Source organism: Micromonospora sp. C95 (assembly GCF_018070465.1).
In the GTDB taxonomy this organism is placed as follows: Bacteria; Actinomycetota; Actinomycetes; order Mycobacteriales; family Micromonosporaceae; genus Micromonospora.
Genome location: NZ_JAGPXT010000002.1, coordinates 267,136 through 288,140, shown reverse-complemented (window position 1 = coordinate 288,140; position 21,005 = coordinate 267,136). Strand labels below are relative to the sequence as shown.

The window sequence follows — 21,005 nt, the reverse complement described above, 5'->3', positions numbered from 1 at the left end:
GCGTGTGAGTGACCGTCGCCCGATGGGCAACCGGGGCCGCCACGGTTCCGGGGGACGACGGTCGAGGACGGATTCGTCTCTGTTCCACCGGTCCCGAGCCCGGCACGTCGGGCTCGGGACCGGTGGATCTCCGCGTGACCGCGAAGGAAGATCATGGAAATCTCGGACCGGCTCGGAGTTCGACCCCCGACCCCACCCGGACGCGCGCGGGCCCTTGCGCTGGCGGGCCTGCTACTCGGCACCGCCGCACTCGTCGGCGTCGACCAGCCCACCGCCGTCGCGGCCACCACGCCGGTGGCGGTGACGGTGAACGCGCGGGCCGGGCTGGCCACCGTGCCCGACACCGCCCTCGGTGTCAACCACGCCATCTGGGACTCGCAGCTGGGCACCACCGAGACCTCGGACCTGCTACGGGCGGCCGGTGTGCAGATGATGCGCTATCCCGGCGGCTCCTACGCCGACATCTACCACTGGGAGGACCACACCGCGCCCGGCGGTTACGTCGCCCCCGGCACCGACTTCGACACCTTCATGGCCGGCGTGCGGCGGGCCGGCGCCCAGCCGATGATCATCGCGAACTACGGCACCGGCACCCCGGAGGAAGCGGCCGAGTGGGTCCGGTACGCCAACGTGACAAAGGGCTACGACGCCCGGTACTGGACGGTCGGCAACGAGAACTACGGCAACGGGCACTACGGGTCGGCGTGGGAGGCCGACCACCACCCCGACAAGAGCGCCACCTACTACGCGAATCTCGTGGTCGAGTACGCCGACGCGATGAAGGCCGTCGACCCGAGCATCAAGGTCGGCGCGGTGCTCACCCTGCCGGCGAACTGGCCGGACGGACTGACCGCGGGCGACGACCCGGGCCCGTGGAACCAGACCGTGCTGTCCATCGCCGGCCAGAAGATCGACTTCGTCGACGTGCACTGGTACCCGGGCGGCAGCGCCGCCGAATCGCTACCCCGGACCAGCCACATCACCGACGCGGTCCACCTGCTCCGGGAACAGATCACCAGGTACGCCGGGCCGGACTCCGGCCACATCGGCATCAGCCTCACCGAGGTGAACGTCACCTCCCAGGGGATGACCAGCCAGCCGGCCGCGCTGTTCCTCGCCGACGCCTACAGCGGACTGTTGGCCAACGGTGTGTTCACCGTTCACTGGTGGAACGTGCGCAACGGCATCGGGCAGGTGTCGACCGTGGCCGGGCAGACCGACTACGGCGACTTCGGGATGCTCTCCAGCGGCACCTGCACGTCGGACGGATCGGTCTGCGAGCCGCCGTTGAACACCCCCTTCGCCGCGTACCACGGGCTGTCCATGATGAGCCGCTTCGCCCACACGGGCGACCAGTTCATCCGGGCGGCCAGTGACGAGCCGCTGGTGGCCGCACACGCGGTACGCCGGGCCAACGGCGAGGTCGCGGTGCTGCTGGTGAACCGGGATCCGGACAACGCCCACGAGGTGGCCATCGACTACGCCGGCTTCGCCCCGTCGAGCGGGGTGCCGACGGTGCACACCCACACCAACGGTGCCACCGCCATCACCACCAGCCGGTCCGGCAGCGCGACCGGTCGGACCCTGCCGCCGTACTCGCTGACCACGCTCGTGGTGCAGCCGGCCGACCCGGGCACCGGGCACCCCGGTGCACCGGGGCAGCCCACGGCCACCGAGGTCACCGACCGGACCGCGACGATCTCCTGGCCGGCGGCGACCCGGGGCGCGAGCCCGATCGCCAAGTACGAGGTGCACCGGCAGTACGGCGCGGTCAGCGAGCAGCTCGGCGAGACCTCGGGCACCTCGCTCACCGTCGACAACCTCGTCCCCGGGCGCAGGTACACGGTCAACGTGCTGACCCGGGACACCGCCGGCCGGGTCTCGTGGGCGTCGCCGCCGCTGACCTTCACCACCGGCGGCCCGGCCACCAGCAGCTGCGGTGTCCGCTTCACCCGCACCACGGACTGGGGCAACGGCTACGTGGCGAACGTCGACATCGTCAACAACGCCGACACCGACATCGACGGCTGGACGCTGACCTGGACCTGGCCGACGACCTGGCAGCGGGTGGGCAGCGGCTGGAGCGCGAACTGGGAACAGGTCGGCACCACCGTCCGGGTCACCGGCACCGACGACAACCGTCGGATCCCGGCCGGGGGTGGCACCAGCGCCGGCTTCGTCGGAGAGTACAGCGGGCCGAACGTCACACCTACCGCCTTCCGGCTCAACGGCACCCTCTGCACCGTCCGGTGAGGACACCCGCGTCGTCGGTGGAGCCGTCGCGCTCCACCGACGGCGCCGGGACTGGTGATTTTGCCGATGCGGTGCTGGCGGAGCGCCCCAAACACTGATCGCAGTCGATACCACTCCAACCCAAGGGAGTATCCGACGTGCGATCTACCACCACCACCCGTCCCCGTTCCGTCTCCCTCCTGGCCCGGCTGGCGATGGCCGCCGTCCTGGCCACCGGTGGCGTCGTCGCCACCTCGTCCCCGGCCCAGGCCGCCAACCCGTACGAGCGGGGACCGGCGCCGACGAACGCGATCCTGGAGGCCAGCCGCGGCCCCTTCGCCACCTCGTCGACGAACGTATCCTCGCTGGTCAGCGGCTTCGGCGGCGGCGTCATCTACTACCCGACCACCACCACGGCGGGCACCTTCGGCGCGGTGGCCATCTCGCCCGGCTACACCGCCTCCTGGTCGAGCCTGGACTGGCTGGGCCCACGGATCGCCTCGCACGGCTTCGTGGTCATCGGCATCGACACCATCACCCGATTCGACCAGCCGAGCAGTCGGGGCCGGCAGCTGCTGGCCGCGCTGGACTACCTGACCGAGCGCAGTTCGGTGCGCGGCCGGATCGACGCCAGCCGGCTGGCCGTGGCCGGACACTCGATGGGCGGTGGCGGCAGCCTGGAGGCCGCGGCGAGCCGGCCGTCGTTGCAGGCCGCGGTGCCGCTGGCGCCGTGGAACCTGGACAAGAGCTGGTCGAACCTGCGGGTGCCGACGCTCATCGTCGGGGGTGAGTACGACACCGTGGCCTCGGTCTCGTCGCACTCCGAGCCGTTCTACAACAGCATCCCGGCCTCGGCGGAGAAGGCGTACCTCGAACTCAACGGTGAGGGTCACTTCTTCCCCAACACGGTCAACACCCCCACCGCCAAGCAGATGGTGGCCTGGCTGAAGCGGTTCGTCGACGACGACACCCGGTACGAGCAGTTCCTCTGCCCGGGGCCGAGCGGCCTGGCGATCGAGGAGTACCGCAACACCTGCCCGCACTGAGCTCGACCGGGGCGGCCGCGTCGCGTCCGCCCCGGGCCCCATCCGGCCGCCGGTCTTCCGTCCCCTGGACCGGCGGCCGTATATTGCATTGGCAGTGCAAGAACATGGAGGTGGTGAGTGTCCGACCACACGGTCGACGGGCTGCGTGGGCTGGTCGCCGCGTTCCTGCGGACGCACGACCCGAGCGGTGATCGCACCAATTTTCTGCGCGCCCGCTTCGACGCCGGGCTGGCCTGGGTGCACCATCCGCCCGGTCGCGGTGGCCTGGGCGCGCCGCCGCACCTGCAGGCGGTGGTGGACGACGCCTTCGCCGACGCCGGTGCGCCGGACAACCAGCCCCGCCGCAACAGCATCGGGCTCGGCATGGCCGCGCCCACCCTGCTGCGGCACGCCGACGAGGCCCAGTGCCGGCGCTGGCTGCGACCGCTGTGGACCGGCGAGGAGGTGTGGTGCCAGTTGTTCAGCGAGCCCGACGCCGGCTCCGACCTGGCCAGCCTGCGTACCCGGGCGGTGCCCGACGGTGACGACTGGCTGGTCGACGGCCAGAAGGTGTGGACGTCCCTGGCGCACGAGGCGCGTTGGGCGATCCTGCTGGCCCGCACCGACCCGGCGGCACCGAAGCATCACGGCCTGACCTACTTCGTCTGCGACATGACGGCGCCGGGGGTGCGGGTGCGGCCGCTGCGGCAGGCCACCGGCGAGGCGGAGTTCAACGAGGTCTTCCTGACCGGCGTCCGGATACCCGACACCCATCGGATCGGGGAGATCGGGCACGGTTGGCAGATCGCCCGCACCACCCTGATGAACGAACGCGTCGCCATCGGCGGCCGACCGCTGCCCCGGGAGGGCGGGATGGTCGGGGTGCTGGCCCGGTTGTGGCGGGAGCGACCGGACCTACGCACCGGCGGCCTGCACGAGGAGGTGCTGCGTGCGTGGGTATGCGCCGAGGCCGCCCGGCTGGCCGCGCTGCGGCTGCGCCAGCTGATCGCCGCCGGCCAGCCCGGCCCCGAGGGCTCGGCGGTGAAGCTCTCCTTCGCCGAGCTGAGCCAGCGGATCAGCGGCCTGGAGGTGGAGTTGCGTGGCGCCGAGGGGTTGCGGCACGACGACTGGACGATGCGTCGGCCGGTGGCCCCCGACCTGCTCGGCCGCACCGCCACCTACCGCTACCTGCGGGCCCGGGGCAACTCCATCGAGGGTGGCACGTCGGAGATCCTGCGCACCATCATCGCCGAGCGGGTGCTCGGGCTGCCCGTCGAGCCGAGGGTGGACCGATGACCGACCTGCTCTACGACGCCGACGAGGAGGCGCTGCGCGACAGCGTCCGCGCGCTGCTGGCCGCGCACGCGCCATGGCAGCGGACCCTCGCCGCCGTCGACGCGGGTGAGCCGTACGACGGGGCGCTGTGGCGCCGGCTGGTCGACCAGACCGGGGTGACCGGCCTGGCGGTGCCCGTCGAGCACGGTGGCGCCGGGGCCGGCTTCCGCGAGGTCGCGGTGGTGCTGGAGGAGTTGGGCCGGGCGGTCGCGCCGGTGCCCTTCCTGGGCACCGTGGTGGCCACCACGGCGCTGCTCGCCTGCGGCGAGTCCACCCTGCTGCGCCAGGTCGCCGCCGCCGAACGTGACGTGGCGTTGGCCGTCGGTCTCGCCACCGCGCCCGACGCGGCGCCCGGACCGGTCACGGTCGGGCCCGGACCGACGCTGTCCGGCCGGGTGCTCGGGGTGGCCGACACCGTGCCGCACGGTCTGCTGCTGGTTCCGGCCGGCGACGGGTTGTACGCCGTCGACGGCACCGAAGCGGCGGTACGCCGGGCTCCCGTGGTGTCGCTGGACGCCACCCGGCCGCTCGTCGACCTCGAGTTCACCGCCGCGCCGGCCCACCCGCTCGCCCTGGGTCCGACGGCCGCCACGGCGGTGACGGCGGCGCTGACGGCGGGTGCGGCGCTGCTCGCCTCCGAGCAGGTCGGGGTGGCGCAGTGGTGTCTGGACACGACGGTGGACTACGTGCGGCAGCGCCACCAGTTCGGCCGGCCGGTCGGCTCGTTCCAGGCGGTCAAGCACCGGTTGGCCGACCTGTGGGTGGAGCTGACCGAGGCCCGGGCGGTGGCCCGGTACGCGGCCGACCAGCTCGGCACCGCGCCGGCCGGCGAACGGGTCGTCGGCTCGGAGCCGGCGCTGGCGGCCGCGCTGGCACAGGCGTACTGCGGTCCGGTGGCGGTGCGGGCGGCGGAGGTCTGCGTCCAGTTGCACGGTGGGCTGGGCTTCACCTGGGAACACCCGGCCCATCTCTACCTCAAGCGGGCCAAGAGCACCGCGATCGCCTTCGGCACCGCCGACCGGCACCGGGAGGCCCTGGCCCGGCTGGTCGACCTGCCCGCGCCGCACGTCGGCGGGGCCGCTGCGGACGACGGTGCCGGCCGCTGACGACCGGCTCATCGAAGGTGTTGACGAAACACGCGAGAAATGTACACTCCGAGTGTAATAATCTGGCGAGGGGCGGGTTGATGGCGGACGGTCTCGCACTGCACCAGGTCGGCGTCCGCTTCGGCGGCCTGACCGCCCTCGACGACGTCTCGCTGACGGTCGGGCCGGGCGAGGTGGTCGGGGTGATCGGTCCCAACGGGGCCGGCAAGACCACCCTGTTCAACGTCGTGTGCGGCTTCGTCACCGCGCACACCGGCACGCTGACCCTCGACGGGCGGCCACTGCGACCGCGACCACACCGGCTGACCCGGCTGGGCATCGCCCGGACACTGCAGGGCACCGGCCTGTTCGCCGGGCTCACCGTGCTGGAGAACGTGATGGCCGGGGCCAGCCACACCGCCCGCAGCGGCCTGCTGCCGGCCCTGCTCGGGCTGCCGCGCAGCGACCGCGACGAACGCCGGCTGCGCGAGCACGCCCGCGCCGTCCTGGCCGACCTGGACATCACGGCGTACGCCGACGCCGCGCCGGGCACCCTCCCGTTCGCGATACGCCAGCGGGTCGCCCTCGCCCGGGCGCTGGCCGCGCGCCCTCGGCTGTTGCTGCTCGACGAGCCGGCCGGCGGTCTCGGCGCCGACGACGTGGACACCCTCGCCGAGCTGATCCGGCAACTGCCGCACCGGGCCACCGACCCCTGCGCGGTGCTGCTCGTCGAGCACCACATGGACCTGGTCATGGCGGTCTGTGACCGGATCGTGGTGCTCGACTTCGGACGGGTCGTCGCCACCGGGTCGCCCGAGGCGGTCCGTGAGGATCCGGCCGTGGTGGACGCCTACCTCGGTGCCGCCGTCGACGAGGCCGCGTAGTGGGCGGCGACCTGCTCACCGTCGAAGCCCTGGCCGCCGGCTACGGGCCGGTGCCGGTGCTGCGCGACGTCGACCTGCGGGTGCCCACCGGCACCATCGCCGCGGTCATCGGTGCCAACGGCGCCGGCAAGACCACCCTGCTGCGCGCCCTGTCGGGCATGCTGCGCCCGACTGCCGGTCGGATCCTCCTCGACGGCCGTGATCTGCGCGGCACGCCGGTCGAGCAACTCGTCCGGCGGGGCATGGCGCACGTCCCGGAAGGGCGCGGCGTGATCGGTGAGCTGACCGTGGCGGAGAACCTTCGCCTCGGCGCGTTGTGGCGGCGGGACCGTGGCGACGCCGCGCGCGCCCTCGACGAGGTCTACCAGCTGTTCGAGCCGCTGGCCGCGCGGCGGCGACACCTCGGCCACCAGCTCTCCGGTGGCGAACGGCAGATGCTGGCCCTCGGCCGGGCCCTGGTCGGCCGGCCGCGCCTGCTACTGCTTGACGAACCGTCGCTCGGCCTGGCCCCCCGCGTGGTGGCCCAGACCATGGCGTTGCTGCGCCGGCTGCGCGACGACACCGGGCTGACCGTGCTGCTGGTCGAGCAGAACGTGCGCAGCGCCCTGGCCGTCGCCGACCAGGGCATCGTGATGTCGCTCGGCCGGGTCGTCCTGGCCGCACCGGCCGCCCGGCTGCGCGACGACGCCGACCTGCGCCACGCCTACCTCGGATTCTGAAGGCAAGGAGGACCGTGGACCGCTTCCTCTTCCTCACCCTCGACGGCCTGTCGAGGGGCGCGGTCTACGCCGCGTTCGCGCTCGCCCTGGTGCTCATCTGGCGGGCCGGTCGGATCGTCAACTTCGCCCAGGGCGCGATGGCGGTGGCCGCCGCGTACGTCGCGTACAGCGTCACCGCCGCGACCGGCTCGTACTGGCTCGGCTTCGCCGCGGCGTTGCTCGCCGGGCTGCTGCTCGGCGCGATCGTCGACGTCGCGGTGATGCGGCTGGTGGACCACCGGTCACCGCTCAATCCGGTGATCGTCGCGCTCGGGCTGGTCCTGCTGATCCAGGCGGTGCTCGGCATGGTGTACGGCAACGAGTACCTACCGGCCCAGACGCCGTTCAGCCGGACCGCGCTGACGGTGGGCGGCACCGCCGTGCTGTCCCCCTACGACCTGTTCGTCTTCGCCACCGTCGGGGTCGTCGGTGCGGCCCTCGTCTGGGTCTTCACCCGGACCGCGATCGGGTTGCGCATGCGTGCCGCCGCGTTCGCCCCCGAGGTGTCCCGACTGCTCGGCGTGAACGTGGGGGGCATGCTCACCCTCGGCTGGGCGCTGGCCTCGGGTGTCGGCGCCCTGGCCGCGATGCTCGTCATTCCCACCGGACTGGGTCTGCATCCGCACGCGATGGACCTGGTCTTCGTCTCCGCGTTCACCGCCGCGGTGCTCGGCGGGCTGGACAGCCCGCCCGGCGCGGTCGTCGGCGGTCTGGGTGTCGGCCTGCTGCTGTCCTACGTCAGCGGCTACGCCGGCGGCGATCTCATCCCGCTCGCGGTGCTCGCGTTGCTGCTGACGGTGCTGCTGTTGCGCCCCGGCGGGCTGTTCGCCCCGGTCACCGCGAGGCGGGTGTGAGCGCCACCCGGGCGACGGCGCCGCCCAGCCGAGCAGCCGCCGTCGATCCCGCCCGCCCCGGCCGGTCGCTGCCGACCCTGGTCCGTCACCTCGCCGTCGCGGCCGGCGTCGCGCTGCTGGTGCTGCTGGCCAGCTACCAGCTCGACTCGTTCCGCAACTTCCAACTGGCCACCGTGGCGGCCTATCTCTGCGCCACCGCCGGGCTGACCGTGCTGACCGGGCTCTGCGGGCAGCTCTCGCTGGGACACGGCGCGCTGATGGCCACCGGCGCGTACACCCTCGCGCTGGCGCAGAACGCCCTCGCCGACGGGGGCCGCACCGCCGGTGGGTGGCTGGTCGTGTCGCTGGTGGTGGCGGTGCTGGCCACCGTCGTCGTCGGCGCGGTCGTCGGCGTCGCCGCCGCCCGACTGCGCGGGCCGTACCTGGCCGGACTCACCCTGGCCGTGGCCGTGGTGGTGCCGGCGTTGACCGTCACGTTCGACGGGGTCTTCAACGGCGAGCAGGGCCTGGCGGTGCCGGTGGCCCCCGCCCCGGCCGGGCTGGGCAGCTACTTCCCGCACGAGCGGTGGCAGCTCTGGGTGGCCGCCGCGGCGACCCTGAGCTGCCTGGTGCTGCTGGCGAACCTGGTCCGCAGCCGCTACGGCCGCGCCTTCCGGGCGGTACGCGACGACGAGGTCGCCGCCCGCCTGGCCGGCATCCACGTGGCGCGTACCCAGGTCGTCGCGTTCGTGGTGAGCGCGGCAAGTGCCGGCCTCGGCGGCGCCCTGCTGGCGGTGCTCGCGCAGAGCGTGTCACCCGGCGCCTTCGGCCTGACGCTGTCGCTGTTCCTGTTGATGGCGGTGGTCATCGGCGGTCTCGGTCGACTCGCCGGGGCGGCCTGGGGTGCCGTCCTGCTGGTCGCCCTGCCCGACCTGACCCACTCCCTGACCAACCTGTTCACCCTCTCGCCGGCGGCGGCACAGCGGCTGGAGGGCAACCTGCCACTGGCGATCTTCGGCGCCACGTTGATCGTGGTCATGATCGCCGCGCCCGGCGGGGTGCAGGGGCTGTTGTCCCGGCTGACCCGGGCGCTGCGCGCCCGCTGGCCGGTCGGGCGGTCGTAACCGTTCCACCCACTCACCGCAACCACCCATCTCGCACAACCGGACCGATGAAAGGTCGGTGTCCCATGCGAAGCACGGCACGACGCGGTCTCGTGATCGCCACCACCCTCACCCTGCTGCTCACCTCGGCCGCCTGTGGCGCCGACGACGATCCCGGTTCGGGCGCGCCGGTGCCCGGCGTCACCGACACGGAGATCGTCGTCGGCACCCACATGCCGCTCACCGGTCCGGCGTCCGCCGGCTACTCGAAGATCGCCCCGGCGACGAAGGCGTACTTCGACTACGTCAACGCCAACGGCGGCGTGCACGGCCGCAAGATCACGTACAACATCGTGGATGACGGCTACAACCCCGCCACCACCCAGCAGGTGGTCCGACAGCTCGTGTTGCAGGACAAGGTCTTCGCCATCCTGAACGGCCTCGGCACACCGACCCACACCGGAGTGCTCGACTTCCTGCACACCAACCGGGTTCCCGACCTCTTCGTCGCCTCCGGCAGCCGTAACTGGGACCAGCCCGACCGCTACCCGAACACCTTCGGCTTCAACCCGGACTACACGGTCGAGGGCAAGATCCTGGCGAACCACGTGAAGACCGCCCTGCCGGGCCGGTCGGTGTGCTTCCTCGGTCAGGACGACGACTTCGGTCGGGACGCGTTGGCCGGCGTGGAGAAGATACTCGGTGCCGACGGCGTGGCGGCCCGCCAGACGTACGTCACCAGCAACACCAACGTCGCACCGCAGATCGGCGCGTTCAAGGCGGCCGGCTGCGAGGTGGTCATCCTCGCCACCGTGCCCGGCTTCACCGCCCTGTCCGTCGGTACCGCCGCCCGACTGGACTTCAAGCCGCAGTGGGTGGTGTCGAACGTGGGCGCCGACCTGCCGACGCTGTCCCGGCAGCTCGGCGACGCCGCCGGGCTGCTGGAGGGCCTGATCGGGCTGAACTACCTGCCGATGCAGGGGGACAGCGACGATCCGTGGATCCAGCTGTTCACCAAGGTGAACACGGAGCACAACGGTGGCGCGGAGTTCGACGGCAACACCGTCTACGGCATGGCGGTGGGCTACCTGTTCGTGCAGGTGCTCCAGGCCGCGGGCAAGGACCTCACCCGCGAGTCGCTCGTCGAGGCCGTCCGTAAGGGCGGTTACCAGGGGCCCGGGGTGGCGCCGTTGCGGTTCTCCGCCACCGACCACTCCGGCTACGGCGGCGGCCGGCTGAGCCGGGTCGAGGGGGGAGAACAGCGCTACTTCGGCCCCACCTACGAGACCGACGAGGCCGACGGGCCGGTCAACGAGTACTCCGCAGCGCCGGTGCCACCACCGGCGAACGGCGTGCCGAGCGCCTGATCCACTCAGCCGGTGGGTACCGTCCGGCCCGGGCGGTGCCCACCGGGGGTGAGCCAGCCGATCCACCGCGAGCGCGGCGGCCCGGCGGTGTTCGACGAGGCTCGTCCGGGCCGGGTCTGACAAATGCCTAGACTCGGCACGGACGCAACGCCAGGGTGAGGGGGACGGCGGGGATGGTCAGTGCCGAGGCGGCCGGCCGGGTCGACGGGCGCACCGCCCGGGCCGAGCGCACCCGGGCGGCGATCGTCGAGGCACATCTCGCCCTCATCTCCGAGGGTGATCTCCGCCCGACCGGCGAGCGCATCGCCGAGCGGGCCGGCATCTCCCTGCGTACGCTCTGGACCAACTTCAAGGACATGGAAACCCTGTTCGAGGCCAGCGGGGCGGAGCTGCTACGCCAGCAGGACGCCGCCTGGCGGCCGATCTCGCCCACCCTGCCGCTGGCCAAGCGGGTCGACGCGTTCTGCCGGCAGCGGGCGAAACTGCTGCAACTCATCGCGCCGTCGGCCCGGGCCGCGCAGATGCGCGAACCGGTCTCCGCGCAGCTGCGCCGCAACCGGCTCAAGCACATCGCCCGGGTACGCGCCGAGGTCGAGCAGTTGTTCGCCGACGAGCTGGACCGCGCCGGGCCGGCCCGGGACCAGGTGGTCAACGCCGTGGTGGCGGCGAGCACCTGGCCGGCGTGGTCGACCCTGCGCGACGGCCTCGGCCTGGGCGTGGACGCCGCCCGCGCGGTGATGGCCCGCACCGTCGGCGCGCTGCTCGCCGAGCCGGCCGGCCGCTGACCCGGGCCCCCCGCCACCCGGCAGTTCCCTCTTCTCAAGCGCCGACGGGTAGGCGAGACTCGATGCATGGTTAATGCATCAACGGTGCAAATAGATGTGCTACGGGGCCGGCAGGCGGAGTGTCGGGAGATCCGCAGGCTGCTCGCGGCATCGGCCGGGGGAGCGCTGCTGCTGCACGGCGAGCCCGGCTCCGGGCGGAGCACGCTGCTGGCGTACGCCCACCGGCACGGTCGGGACCGCCGGCTGCTCTCCGCCACCGGTCTGCCCGACGAGGCGATGCTGCCCTACGCCGGGTTGCAGCGGCTGCTCGACCCGGTGCTGGACGGCGCGGGCGCGCTGCCCGAACGGCAACGGCAGGTGTTGCGCCGGGTGATGGCCGGCGAAGGCTGTCGCGACCAGGACCAGCTCGTGCTCTCCCATGCCGTGCTCGGCCTGCTCGCCGGTGCCGCCCACGACCGTCCACTGCTGTGCACCATGGACGACCTCGACGCGGGCGACGCCCCCACCGCCCGGTTGCTGACCCTGGTGGCCCGACGCCTGTCGCACCTGCCCGTCGTCCTGCTGCTCGCCGCCGGCAGCGACAGCGAGGCCGCTGCCATACCCGGCCATCGGCTGCGGCCGCTCGACGAACCGGACAGTCAGGCCCTGCTGACCGCTCGCCGTCCGGGGCCGCCACCCCCCGACCCGGTGCTGGCCGGGCTGAGCGCCCTCGCGGCCGGAAACCCGCAGGCCCTGGTCGACCTCGCGGACTCGCTGACGCCCGGCCAGTGGCAGGGTGCCGAGCCGCTGCCCACGGCGGTGCCGGCCGACGGCGACCTGGGCCGGGCCTACCGCGGACTGCTCTCCCGCCTGCCCGGCGACGCGCGGCAGGCGCTGCTGCTGGCCGTGCTCGCCGCGACCGCCCCCGCCCACCCGAGCCGGGCCGACCAGGCGCGCGTCGTGGATCCGGTGACGCTGGGCCGGGCGCTGCGAGCGGCCGGCGGCACCGTCGGCGCGCTCGCACCGGCCGAGGCCGCCGGCCTGATCCGGCTCACGGCATCGGGTGGCGCCGCGTTTCCCCGACCGCTGGCCCGCGCCATGGTCGAGGCCACCGCTGCGGTGACCGCACGCCGCGCCGCCCATCTGCTGCTCGCCGCCGCGCTCGACGGCACCGGAGCCCGGTTGCGGCGGGCCCTGCACCTGGCGGCGGCGACCGACGGACCGGCACCGGAGCTGGCCACGGAGTTGGCGGAAGCCGTGGGCGAGGAGCATACGGACCACCACGCCGCGGCGACGGCGCTGGTCCGGGCCGCCGAACTCAGCGACGATCCGCTGCTCGCCGCCGGTCGGCAGGTAAGCGCCGCCCGCCATGCGTGGCAGGCAGGCGAACCCGACCGGGCCCGCGCGTTGCTGCACCGGGTCGCGGATGCGCCCCCCGGCCCGACTGCCGCACCGACGGGCGGGGTGTCGGCCGCGCTGGAAACGCCCGACAACGGAACCGGTGCGCCGCCGGGCGGCGCGTCGACCGCGCCGGCCGGGCAGGGCGTCGGCAGCGAAGCGCTGCGCGACCGGGGGATGGCCGCCACCCGGGGTCTCGCCGAACTGCTGCGTGGCGAGATGCGGCTGCGCTGCGGACCGGTGCCGGCCGCGCTGCCGACCCTGCTGGCCGCTGCGAGCACCCTGGCCGAGGTCGACCGCGAGTCCGCGCTCGTCGCGCTGGTCCGGGCCGGCGAGGCCGTCTGCTACTGCGGCGACCAGTACCGCTACGCCGAGGTGGCCCGCCGGATGGCGGCACTGCACCGCGACGGAGATCCGCCGTGGGCAGAGCTGCTGACCACCCTGGTCGCCGGGGTCGCCGCCACGCTGCGCGGCGAACACGCCCACGGTGGCCCGCTGCTGCGTCGGGCGGTGGTGCTGGGCGGTCGGCTGACCGGTGCCGCGGCGACCCCTACCGCGCTGACCGGTGCGGCCGTGGCCGGTCTGCTGGTCGCGGTGGACGCCGCGGCGTACCGGCTCGCCGACCGCGCCGTCGAACGTGCGGCCGACCGGGGCGAGACCTCCCTGCTACCCAGGGCGCTCGAACTGCGGGCGATGAGCGAGTACTGGCTGGGCCGACACGAGGCCGCGGCGAGCAGCTGCCGGGACGGGCTGCGGGTGGCGCGGGCGGCCGGCCAACACACGAGCGTCGGCGTACATCTCGGTCTGCTCGCCGTGCTCGCGGCCGTACGGTCCGATCGCGACACCAGTCTCGGCCACGTCGCCGAGCTGGGCGACGCCGCCGTGCCGGGCAGTCGTCCGCACGCCCTCGCCCAGTGGGCTCTCGCGTTGCTGGACCTGGTCGAGGCCAGGTACGCCGACGCCGCGGACCGGCTGACCGCGCTGGCGCGACCGGGTACCGGTCGCGGCCAGGTTCTGGTGCAGGTGATGGCCACGCCGCACCTGGTGGAGGCCGCCGCGCTCGACGGTCGGCACGCCCAGGCCCGCGCCGCGCTCGCCGTCTTCGACCGGTGGGCCGGCAGCACCGCCAGCCCGCTGCGCCGGGCGCTGTCGGCCCGCTGTCACGCCCTGCTGGCGCCGCGCGGTAGCGCCGAGGCCGAGCAGCATTTCCGGGTCGCGCTGTCGCTGCACCCGACCGACGCCGCCACCTTCGAGCGGGCGCGTACCGAGCTGCTCTTCGGCCGGGAACTCCGTCGCGCTCGGCGCCCCCGGGAGGCCCGCGGCCACCTGCACCGGGCCCGGCAGGCCTTCATCCTGCTCGGCGCGGAGGTGTGGGCACGACAGACCACAGTGGAACTACGCGCGGCGGGAGAGTCCGTCGGTACCCCGGATCCACACGCCGTACGGCTGCTCACCGGTCAGCAACTGCGCATCGCCCACCTGGTCGCGGCCGGTGCCACCAACCGGGAGGTGGCCCGGCAGATGTTCCTGTCCACCCGGACCGTCGACCATCACCTGCGCAACATCTACCATCGACTCGGCATCCGCTCGCGCACCGAGCTTGCCCGCGCGTTGGGCTGACGTACCCAAACCGATATTCAATTGATTCATGACGGGCGTCAGAATTTTCTTGACATTTGAGGGTCGGTGGCTGACGATGGCCAGCACGGCCAGGTGATCTCACTCACATGAAGCCCCTAGTGGGTCCCAGGCACCCGTAGGTGTTGACGCGCCCACCACCCCCGCCCCAGGAAGGGCCTTGTCGATGAAGAAGGTATTCACGCTCGGGCTGATCGCCAGCGTCGCGATCGCGCTCGCCGGATGTACGGACTCGGATGCCACCCCCTCGGGAGAGGACAGCGGCGAACTTCGCCAAGTTCGTGTCGCGGCCCTGCCGATCACCGAGACCGCCGCGTTGTGGGGCGGCATGAAGGCCGGCATCTTCGAAAAGCACGGACTCTCGGTCGAGGTGCTGCCCGCGCAGGGCGGTGCCCAGGCCATCCCCGCGCTGATCAACGGCGACATCGACTTCGCCATCGGTCAGCCGTTCGGCCCGTTCCGGGCCGACCTGCAGGACCTCGGCGTGGTGATCATCGGTAACTACGCGTCGTCGTACGCCGAGGGCGACGACATCAACGCCGTGGTGGCCTCGGCCAAGTCGGGCATCACCCGGCCGGCGGAGCTCGCGGGCAAGCGCGTGGCGGTCAACAGCCTGGGCGCGGCCGGCGACGTGACGATCATGGCCGCGGTGGAGAAGGACGGCGGTGACCCGTCCACCATCAAGTTCGTCGAGGTCGCCTTCCCGGACGTCCCGGCGCAGCTCGAAGCCGACAACATCGACGCCGCCTGGGTGCCGGAACCCTTCGTCACCCAGCTGCGTAACCGTGGCGACACCTTCGTCGTCGCGCCCTACCAGGCGGTCGCCCCCGGGCTCGCCACGCTCACCGCCATCACGACCAAGGAGCAGATGGACTCCGAGGCCGAGTTGGTCGCCGACTTCACCGCGGCGATGAAGGAGACCCTCGCGTGGGCGCAGGACTCCGCGAACGAGGCGGCCGTCCGCCAGGCGATCAAGGACAACCTGGAACTCCCGGAGGCGGTCGCGGACTCGGTGAAGCTGCCGGAGTTCGGTTGGGAGCTGGACCGGGCGAGCCTGGAGTCGCTGGCCACGCTCGCCGGCAAGTACAAGGTGCTCGATCAGCAGCCCAACTTCGATCGCCTCATCCAACAGCAGTAGTAGCCGGCGCGGTCCCGCCCTTCCCGGTCACCGGCCGGGAAGGGCGTCGCCGCCGACCACGGGAGCAACATGCACGTCTTGTCCCTCCGACGTTCCCGTTCGCCGCGCAAGGTGATGCTGGGCGTTGTCGGGCTGACCGGGTTCCTCGTCGTCTGGCAACTCGTCCCGACCCTGGGCCTGATCAACTCGCAGTACCTGCCGTACGTGACCGACGTGCTCGCCCGGCTCGCCGAGGAGGTCCGTGACCTCGCCTTCTGGCGGCGGCTCGGGTACACCATGACCTCCTGGGCGATCGGTCTGGCGGTGGCCACGGCCGCCGCGGTCGTCCTCGGCACGATCGTCGGTCTGGTGCCCTTCCTGCGCCGCGCCACCCACACGGTGGTGGAGTTCCTGCGGCCCATTCCGTCGGTGGCGCTCATTCCTCTCGCCGTGCTGTTGTTCGGCATCCAGATGCAGGCCGCCCTGCTCATCATCATCTACGCCTCGTTCTGGCAGGTCTTCGTGCAGGTGATCTACGGCGTCGCGGACGTCGACGCGGTCGCCCGGGACACCGCACGCAGCTTCGGACTCACCCGTCGTGAGCGGTTGTCGTACCTGGTGCTGCCGACCGCCCTGCCGTATCTGATGACGGGCGTCAGGCTCGCCGCCGCGGTCGCCCTCATCCTCGCCATCACCGCCGAGATGGTGATCGGCAACCCCGGTCTGGGACGGATGATCGAGCTGTCCCGCTCCGCCGGCGACGCGGTCGGGCTGTACGCCTTCGTGGTGGTCACCGGGCTGCTCGGGCTCGTGGTGAATCTCGTCTTCCGGTTCATCGAACGGCGTTCGTTGTCGTGGCACCAGTCCGTACGCGGTGAGGAGGTTCTGTGACCACGCACACCGGCCGAATCGCTCACCGATCGCCCGGATGGCGTCTCGGGCGCCGCGTCGCCGGCGGTTTCCTCTACCCCCTCGGGCTGCCGTTCCTGCTGCTGGTGATCTGGGGGCTGGCGTCGAGCTCGTCGACCAACCGGTTCTTTCCCGGCCCCTTGACGATCTTCGAAGCCTTCCGGGAGACCTGGATCGGCCCCGCGTTCGTCGACGACGTGCTACCGAGCCTCTACCGGCTCGCCCTCGGGATCGCGGCGTCGATCGTGATCGGCATCGCCGCCGGCACGCTCATCGGGCTGTTCCAGTGGCTACGGGAACTGCTCGAACCGCTGCTGGAGTTCTTCCGGGCCATCCCCCCACCGGTGCTGATCCCGGTCGTGATGCTGCTGCTCGGCATCACCGACACGATGAAGGTGGTGGTGATCGTCTCCGGCGCGGTCTGGCCGATTCTGCTGAACACGATCGACGGCGTCCGGGCCACTGACAGCGTGATGTCCGAGACCGCCGACTCGTTCCAGATCACCTGGTGGGAGCGGCTCCGGTTCCTCGTGCTTCCGGCGGCCAGCCCGCGGATCATGACCGGGGTCCGGCAGGGGCTCTCGGTCGCGCTGATCCTGATGGTCATCTCGGAGATGTTCGCCTCGTCCGCCGGACTGGGCTATCGGATCGCCTACTTCCAACGCAACTACCTCATCGCCGAGATGTGGAGCGGCATCCTCCTGCTCGGCCTCGTCGGCGTGCTCCTCGCCGCGACCTTCGGTGTCGTCGAGCGACGGGTGCTGCGCTGGTACCACGGAATCAGGGAGGTCAACCGTGCCTGACCAGAGCACGCTGCTGCGGGTGGAGCACCTGCGCAAGGTCTACGAGTCCGCGAACGGCGACGTCGAGGCGATCGGGGACATCAGCTTCACCATGCGCTCCGGTGAACTCGTCTGCATCGTCGGGCCGTCCGGCTGCGGCAAGACCACCCTGCTGAAATGCCTCGCCGGCCTGCTCCGGCCCACCAGCGGCCTGGTCGAGATGGACGGGGCGCCGGTGACCGGTCCGAGCCCGGCGATGGCCGTCGTCTTCCAGGAGTACGGCCGCAGTCTCTACCCGTGGTTGACCGTCCGCGGCAACGTCGAGCTGCCGCTGCGGCACAAGCGACTCTCCCGCCCGGCCCGGGAGAAGCTCGTCACCGACGCCATCGAGGCGGTCGGGCTGGCGCACGCGGCCCGCAGTCACCCCTGGCAGCTCTCCGGCGGCATGCAGCAGCGGGTGGCGATCGCGCGGGCCATCGCGTACCAACCCGAGGTGCTGATCATGGACGAGCCGTTCGCCGCGGTCGACGCGCAGACCCGCGCGGACCTGGAGGATCTCGTCCGAGAGCTGCACGCCAACCGCAAGATTTCGGTTCTCTTCGTCACCCACGACATCGACGAGTCGGTGTACCTGGGGGAACGGGTGCTGGTGTTGTCCGCGTCGCCGACCTGGGTGCAGGAGGATCTGACGGTCGACCTACCGCCGGAGCGCGACCAGATCACCACCCGCGCGATGCCGCGCTTCACCGAGCTGCGTACGCATGTCTACGACCAGATCCAGCGTGCGAAGCGCGGGCAGACCGTCGCCCCGTGACGGTGCTGAGGGGCGGATTCGTCCGAGGGGGAGGGCTGTGCGCAGTCGTCAGCCGAAGCAGCTGCTGCTCGCGTTCTTCGGCGAGCACGTCGTCGACGACGACCCGGGCCCGATCCGTGCCAGCGTCCTGATCGGCGTGCTCGAAGGAGCCGGCGTCGCCGCACCGGCGACGCGGGCGACCCTCGACCGGCTGGTGCAGACCGGCATGCTCGACCGGAGCAAGAGCGGTCGGGAGATCCAGTTCTCGCTCACCGAGCACGGGGTGGCGGTGTTGCGGGAGGCCACCGCGCGCGTCCGTGGCCCGCGCCCGTTCGATCCGCAGGGCACCGGCTGGACCCTCGTCACGTTCACCATCCCCGAGGGGCAGCGGACCCTGCGCCACCGGTTGCGTGCCACCCTCACCTGGGAGGGGTTCGCGCCGCTGCGCGACGGGCTCTGGCTGGCACCCGGCGAGGTCGACCTGGCCGGTTCGTTGGAGCCGCTGTGCCGGGATCTTCCCCCCAAGACGGTCATCGCCTTCCACGCCCGGGAACTCGCCGGCTTCCCGATCGCCGACAGCGTACGAGCGGCGTGGGACATCGAGGCGATCCGGCGCGAGCACCTGGCGTTCATCGAGGTGTGGGGCGACCCGGGCGCCGCCAACCAGGCGGCGAGCGCGCTCACCGTACGCACCATGCTGGTGGCCGACTGGCTCGCGTTGCTGCGGGCGGATCCGAGGCTGCCCCGCGAGTTCATGGACGCGCAGTGGCCGGCCGGGCGATCGACGCAGGTGTACCGGCGGATGCACCAGCGGCTGGCCGCGGCCTCCGCCGTGGAGTTCGCCGCCCTCGTCGCCGGTGGCACCGGTGCGGCGGCCCGCAACGTCGGTGGGGTCGCGGCGAGGTCGGGCGGTGATCCGGCCCGGCGCAGCCGGGCCTAGCCGGCGAACCGGTTCCGCAGGTCGCCCTTGCGCACCTTGCCGGACGCGGTCCGGGGAAGCTCGTCGACGATGACCACGTTCTTGGGCACCTTGTAGCGGGCGACCCGGCCGTCGAGGAACTGGTGGACCGTGGTCACGTCCACTGTGGCGTCCCCGCGTACCGTCATGATCGCCCACGGCACCTCGCCCCAGCGCGGGTCCGGTACGCCGATGACCGCCACCCCGGTCACCCCGTCGATCTCGCCGAGCAGGACCTCGATCTCGGCCGGGTAGATGTTCTCGCCGCCCGAGATGATCATGTCCTTGAGGCGGCCCGAGATGTAGAGATAGCCGTCGGCGTCCAGGTAGCCCAGGTCGCCGGAGCGGAACCAGCCGTCCGGGGTGAACGCCTCGGCCGTCGCCTCCGGCAGCTGGTGATAGCCGGGGAAGACGTTCGGGCCGCAGATCTGGATCTCACCGATGCCGTCGTCGCCGATCGGCGCGCCGTGTTCGTCGGCGATCCGCACGCTTGTGAAGAAGTGCGGCAGGCCCACGCTGCCCTGCTTGGCGCGGGTCATCGCCGGGGGCAGTGACGTCGCGCCCGGCGACGCCTCGGTCATGCCGTAGCCCTGCGAGAAGGACAGGCCACGCTCCTCGTAGGCGTTGAGGATGCGGGTGGGCACGGCCGAGCCGCCGCAGGTCAGCTTGCGCAACGTCGACAGGTCGGTGGTCGCCCAGTTCGGATGGTCGGCCATCAGCTGGTACGTGGTCGGCACGCCGCTGAGCATGGTGACGCCGTGCCGCTCGATCTGGGCGAGCGCCCGTCCCGGCTCGAAACCCTTCTCCAGCACCAGCGTGGCGCCCTTGAGGATGACCGGCAGTGCTCCCATGCCGAGGGACGCGACGTGGAACAACGGCGAGATCATCAGCGCGACGTCGGTCGACACGACGTCGTAGTCGACCATGCAGTTGAGCGCGACCCAGGTGAGGTTGCCGTGGGTCAACACGGCACCCTTGGCCCGCCCGGTCGTACCCGAGGTGTAGATGATCGCGGCCGGGTCGTCCAGGCTCACCGCGATGGTGGCGGTGGGGTCCGTGGCGGTGGTGCTCAGCAGCCGGGTCAGCCCCGGCCGGTCGGCCGTGCCCTCGCCGGTTACCAGGACGCGGGGGGACGGCCCGGTGCCGATCGCGGCGGCCACCCGCTCGCCGAACTCGGGATCGTGGATCAGCACCCGAGCGCCGCAGTCGGTGAGCACGTGGGTGACCTCGGGCGGTGCCAGCCGGGTGTTGATCGGCACGAAGACGGCGCCCAGCCGGGCCGCGCCGAACATCATCCGGAGGAAATCCGGGCTGTTCTCGCCCAGATAGGCCACCGCGTCGCCCTTGCCGATGCCGAGCCGCCGCAGCAGCGCGGCGACCCGGTCGGTGTCGTCGGCGAACTGGCGGTACGTCACGGTGGCGCCCTCGCCGTGGACGAGGGCGAGCTTGTCGGGGGACTTGAGCCGGCGCTTGGCCAGCCAGGCACCGATTCCTTGTTCGTGCATCAGCGGTCTCCCGGTGGTGGCGGATGGTGCGTCGATGCGTGGCCGGTCGGCCTGCCCGTGGCCGTCAGGCGTAGAAGCGGTACAGGCCGCGGGCCACCACTGCGGGCTTGGTGCCGCCGTCGATCTCGATCGTCTGGTCGACAGCGATCTGGTAGCCGCCGGTCACCTCGACGACCTCGGCGACCGTCGCGGTCATCCGGACCCGCGAGCCGACCTTGACCGGGGCCGGGAAGCGCACCTTGTCCAGGCCGTAGTTGACCTTCGTGGTGACCCCCTTCACGTCGAGCAGTTCGGTCCAGAAGGGCACCGCCAGCGACAGCGTGAGGAAGCCGTGCGCGATCGGCGCGCCGAAGGGGCCGTTCTTCGCCCGCTCCGGGTCGACGTGGATCCACTGGTGGTCGTCGGTGGCGTCGGCGAAGAGGTTCACCTGGTCCTGGGTGACCGTCCGGTAGTCGGTGTAGCCGAGGTCGGTGCCGGCCAGGTCGGCGAGCTGTTCGTAGGTGATCGTCGTCGTCATGA

Annotated in this window: 18 protein-coding genes; 16 read left to right on the top strand and 2 right to left on the bottom strand. The window is 72.2% G+C overall.

Features of this window, described 5'->3' with window-relative positions:
* Window positions 1-153: 153 nt before the first annotated feature.
* The 16 genes from KBX00_RS03955 to KBX00_RS03880 all read left to right on the top strand — a co-directional run bounded on the left by KBX00_RS03955 (window position 154) and on the right by KBX00_RS03880 (window position 18,963).
* Window positions 154-2,253, top strand: a complete 2,100-nt coding sequence (locus KBX00_RS03955; protein WP_210823287.1) for a cellulose binding domain-containing protein — start codon at window positions 154-156, stop codon at window positions 2,251-2,253.
* A 194-nt stretch (window positions 2,254-2,447) separates the two neighbouring features.
* Window positions 2,448-3,278: an alpha/beta hydrolase gene (locus KBX00_RS03950; protein WP_210823625.1), complete on the top strand. Its 831-nt coding sequence runs from the start codon at window positions 2,448-2,450 to the stop codon at window positions 3,276-3,278.
* Window positions 3,279-3,395: 117 nt separating this feature from the next.
* A complete protein-coding gene (locus KBX00_RS03945; RefSeq protein WP_210823285.1) occupies window positions 3,396-4,553 on the top strand; it encodes an acyl-CoA dehydrogenase family protein in 1,158 nt (385 codons plus the stop codon).
* Window positions 4,550-5,698, top strand: a complete 1,149-nt coding sequence (locus tag KBX00_RS03940) for an acyl-CoA dehydrogenase family protein (protein WP_210823283.1) — start codon at window positions 4,550-4,552, stop codon at window positions 5,696-5,698. The genes KBX00_RS03945 and KBX00_RS03940 overlap by 4 nt, the downstream gene beginning before the upstream one ends.
* An 80-nt stretch (window positions 5,699-5,778) precedes the next feature.
* Window positions 5,779-6,561, top strand: coding sequence for an ABC transporter ATP-binding protein (locus KBX00_RS03935; RefSeq protein WP_210823282.1), 783 nt, complete (start codon window positions 5,779-5,781; stop codon window positions 6,559-6,561).
* Window positions 6,561-7,280, top strand: coding sequence for an ABC transporter ATP-binding protein (locus tag KBX00_RS03930; protein WP_210823281.1), 720 nt, complete (start codon window positions 6,561-6,563; stop codon window positions 7,278-7,280). The genes KBX00_RS03935 and KBX00_RS03930 overlap by 1 nt, the downstream gene beginning before the upstream one ends.
* A gap of 14 nt (window positions 7,281-7,294) precedes the next feature.
* Window positions 7,295-8,173 carry a branched-chain amino acid ABC transporter permease gene (locus KBX00_RS03925; protein WP_210823280.1) on the top strand — a complete coding sequence of 293 codons (879 nt, stop codon included), beginning with the start codon at window positions 7,295-7,297 and terminating at the stop codon, window positions 8,171-8,173.
* The gene (locus KBX00_RS03920) at window positions 8,170-9,276 is read left to right on the top strand and encodes a branched-chain amino acid ABC transporter permease (RefSeq protein ID WP_210823279.1); all 1,107 of its coding nucleotides are present in this window, start codon (window positions 8,170-8,172) and stop codon (window positions 9,274-9,276) included. Before KBX00_RS03925 ends, KBX00_RS03920 begins: the two co-directional genes overlap by 4 nt.
* A 65-nt stretch (window positions 9,277-9,341) precedes the next feature.
* On the top strand, window positions 9,342-10,622 hold the full coding sequence (locus tag KBX00_RS03915; protein WP_210823278.1) for an ABC transporter substrate-binding protein: 1,281 nt from the start codon (window positions 9,342-9,344) through the stop codon (window positions 10,620-10,622).
* Between the two features lie 173 nt (window positions 10,623-10,795).
* Window positions 10,796-11,407 carry a TetR/AcrR family transcriptional regulator gene (locus tag KBX00_RS03910; RefSeq protein WP_210823277.1) on the top strand — a complete coding sequence of 204 codons (612 nt, stop codon included), beginning with the start codon at window positions 10,796-10,798 and terminating at the stop codon, window positions 11,405-11,407.
* Window positions 11,408-11,473: 66 nt separating this feature from the next.
* Complete coding sequence (locus KBX00_RS03905; RefSeq protein ID WP_301547265.1) at window positions 11,474-14,404, top strand: LuxR family transcriptional regulator; 2,931 nt, start codon at window positions 11,474-11,476, stop codon at window positions 14,402-14,404.
* A gap of 184 nt (window positions 14,405-14,588) precedes the next feature.
* Complete coding sequence (locus KBX00_RS03900; protein ID WP_210823276.1) at window positions 14,589-15,560, top strand: ABC transporter substrate-binding protein; 972 nt, start codon at window positions 14,589-14,591, stop codon at window positions 15,558-15,560.
* A gap of 78 nt (window positions 15,561-15,638) precedes the next feature.
* Window positions 15,639-16,430: an ABC transporter permease gene (locus KBX00_RS03895; RefSeq protein WP_301547264.1), complete on the top strand. Its 792-nt coding sequence runs from the start codon at window positions 15,639-15,641 to the stop codon at window positions 16,428-16,430.
* Entirely contained in the window at window positions 16,427-17,251 is an 825-nt protein-coding gene (locus tag KBX00_RS03890) for an ABC transporter permease (RefSeq protein WP_307868028.1), read from the top strand. Before KBX00_RS03895 ends, KBX00_RS03890 begins: the two co-directional genes overlap by 4 nt.
* Window positions 17,244-18,044: an ABC transporter ATP-binding protein gene (locus tag KBX00_RS03885; RefSeq protein ID WP_210823272.1), complete on the top strand. Its 801-nt coding sequence runs from the start codon at window positions 17,244-17,246 to the stop codon at window positions 18,042-18,044. The genes KBX00_RS03890 and KBX00_RS03885 overlap by 8 nt, the downstream gene beginning before the upstream one ends.
* 37 nt (window positions 18,045-18,081) lie before the next feature.
* Window positions 18,082-18,963: a PaaX family transcriptional regulator C-terminal domain-containing protein gene (locus KBX00_RS03880; protein WP_210823270.1), complete on the top strand. Its 882-nt coding sequence runs from the start codon at window positions 18,082-18,084 to the stop codon at window positions 18,961-18,963.
* Here the strand turns inward: KBX00_RS03880 and KBX00_RS03875 are convergent.
* Window positions 18,960-20,486, bottom strand: a complete 1,527-nt coding sequence (locus tag KBX00_RS03875) for a long-chain fatty acid--CoA ligase (protein ID WP_301547263.1) — start codon at window positions 20,484-20,486, stop codon at window positions 18,960-18,962. The genes KBX00_RS03880 and KBX00_RS03875 overlap by 4 nt on opposite strands.
* 64 nt (window positions 20,487-20,550) lie before the next feature.
* On the bottom strand, window positions 20,551-21,003 hold the full coding sequence (locus KBX00_RS03870) for a MaoC family dehydratase (protein WP_210823268.1): 453 nt from the start codon (window positions 21,001-21,003) through the stop codon (window positions 20,551-20,553).
* Between the last annotated feature and the right edge of the window lie 2 nt (window positions 21,004-21,005).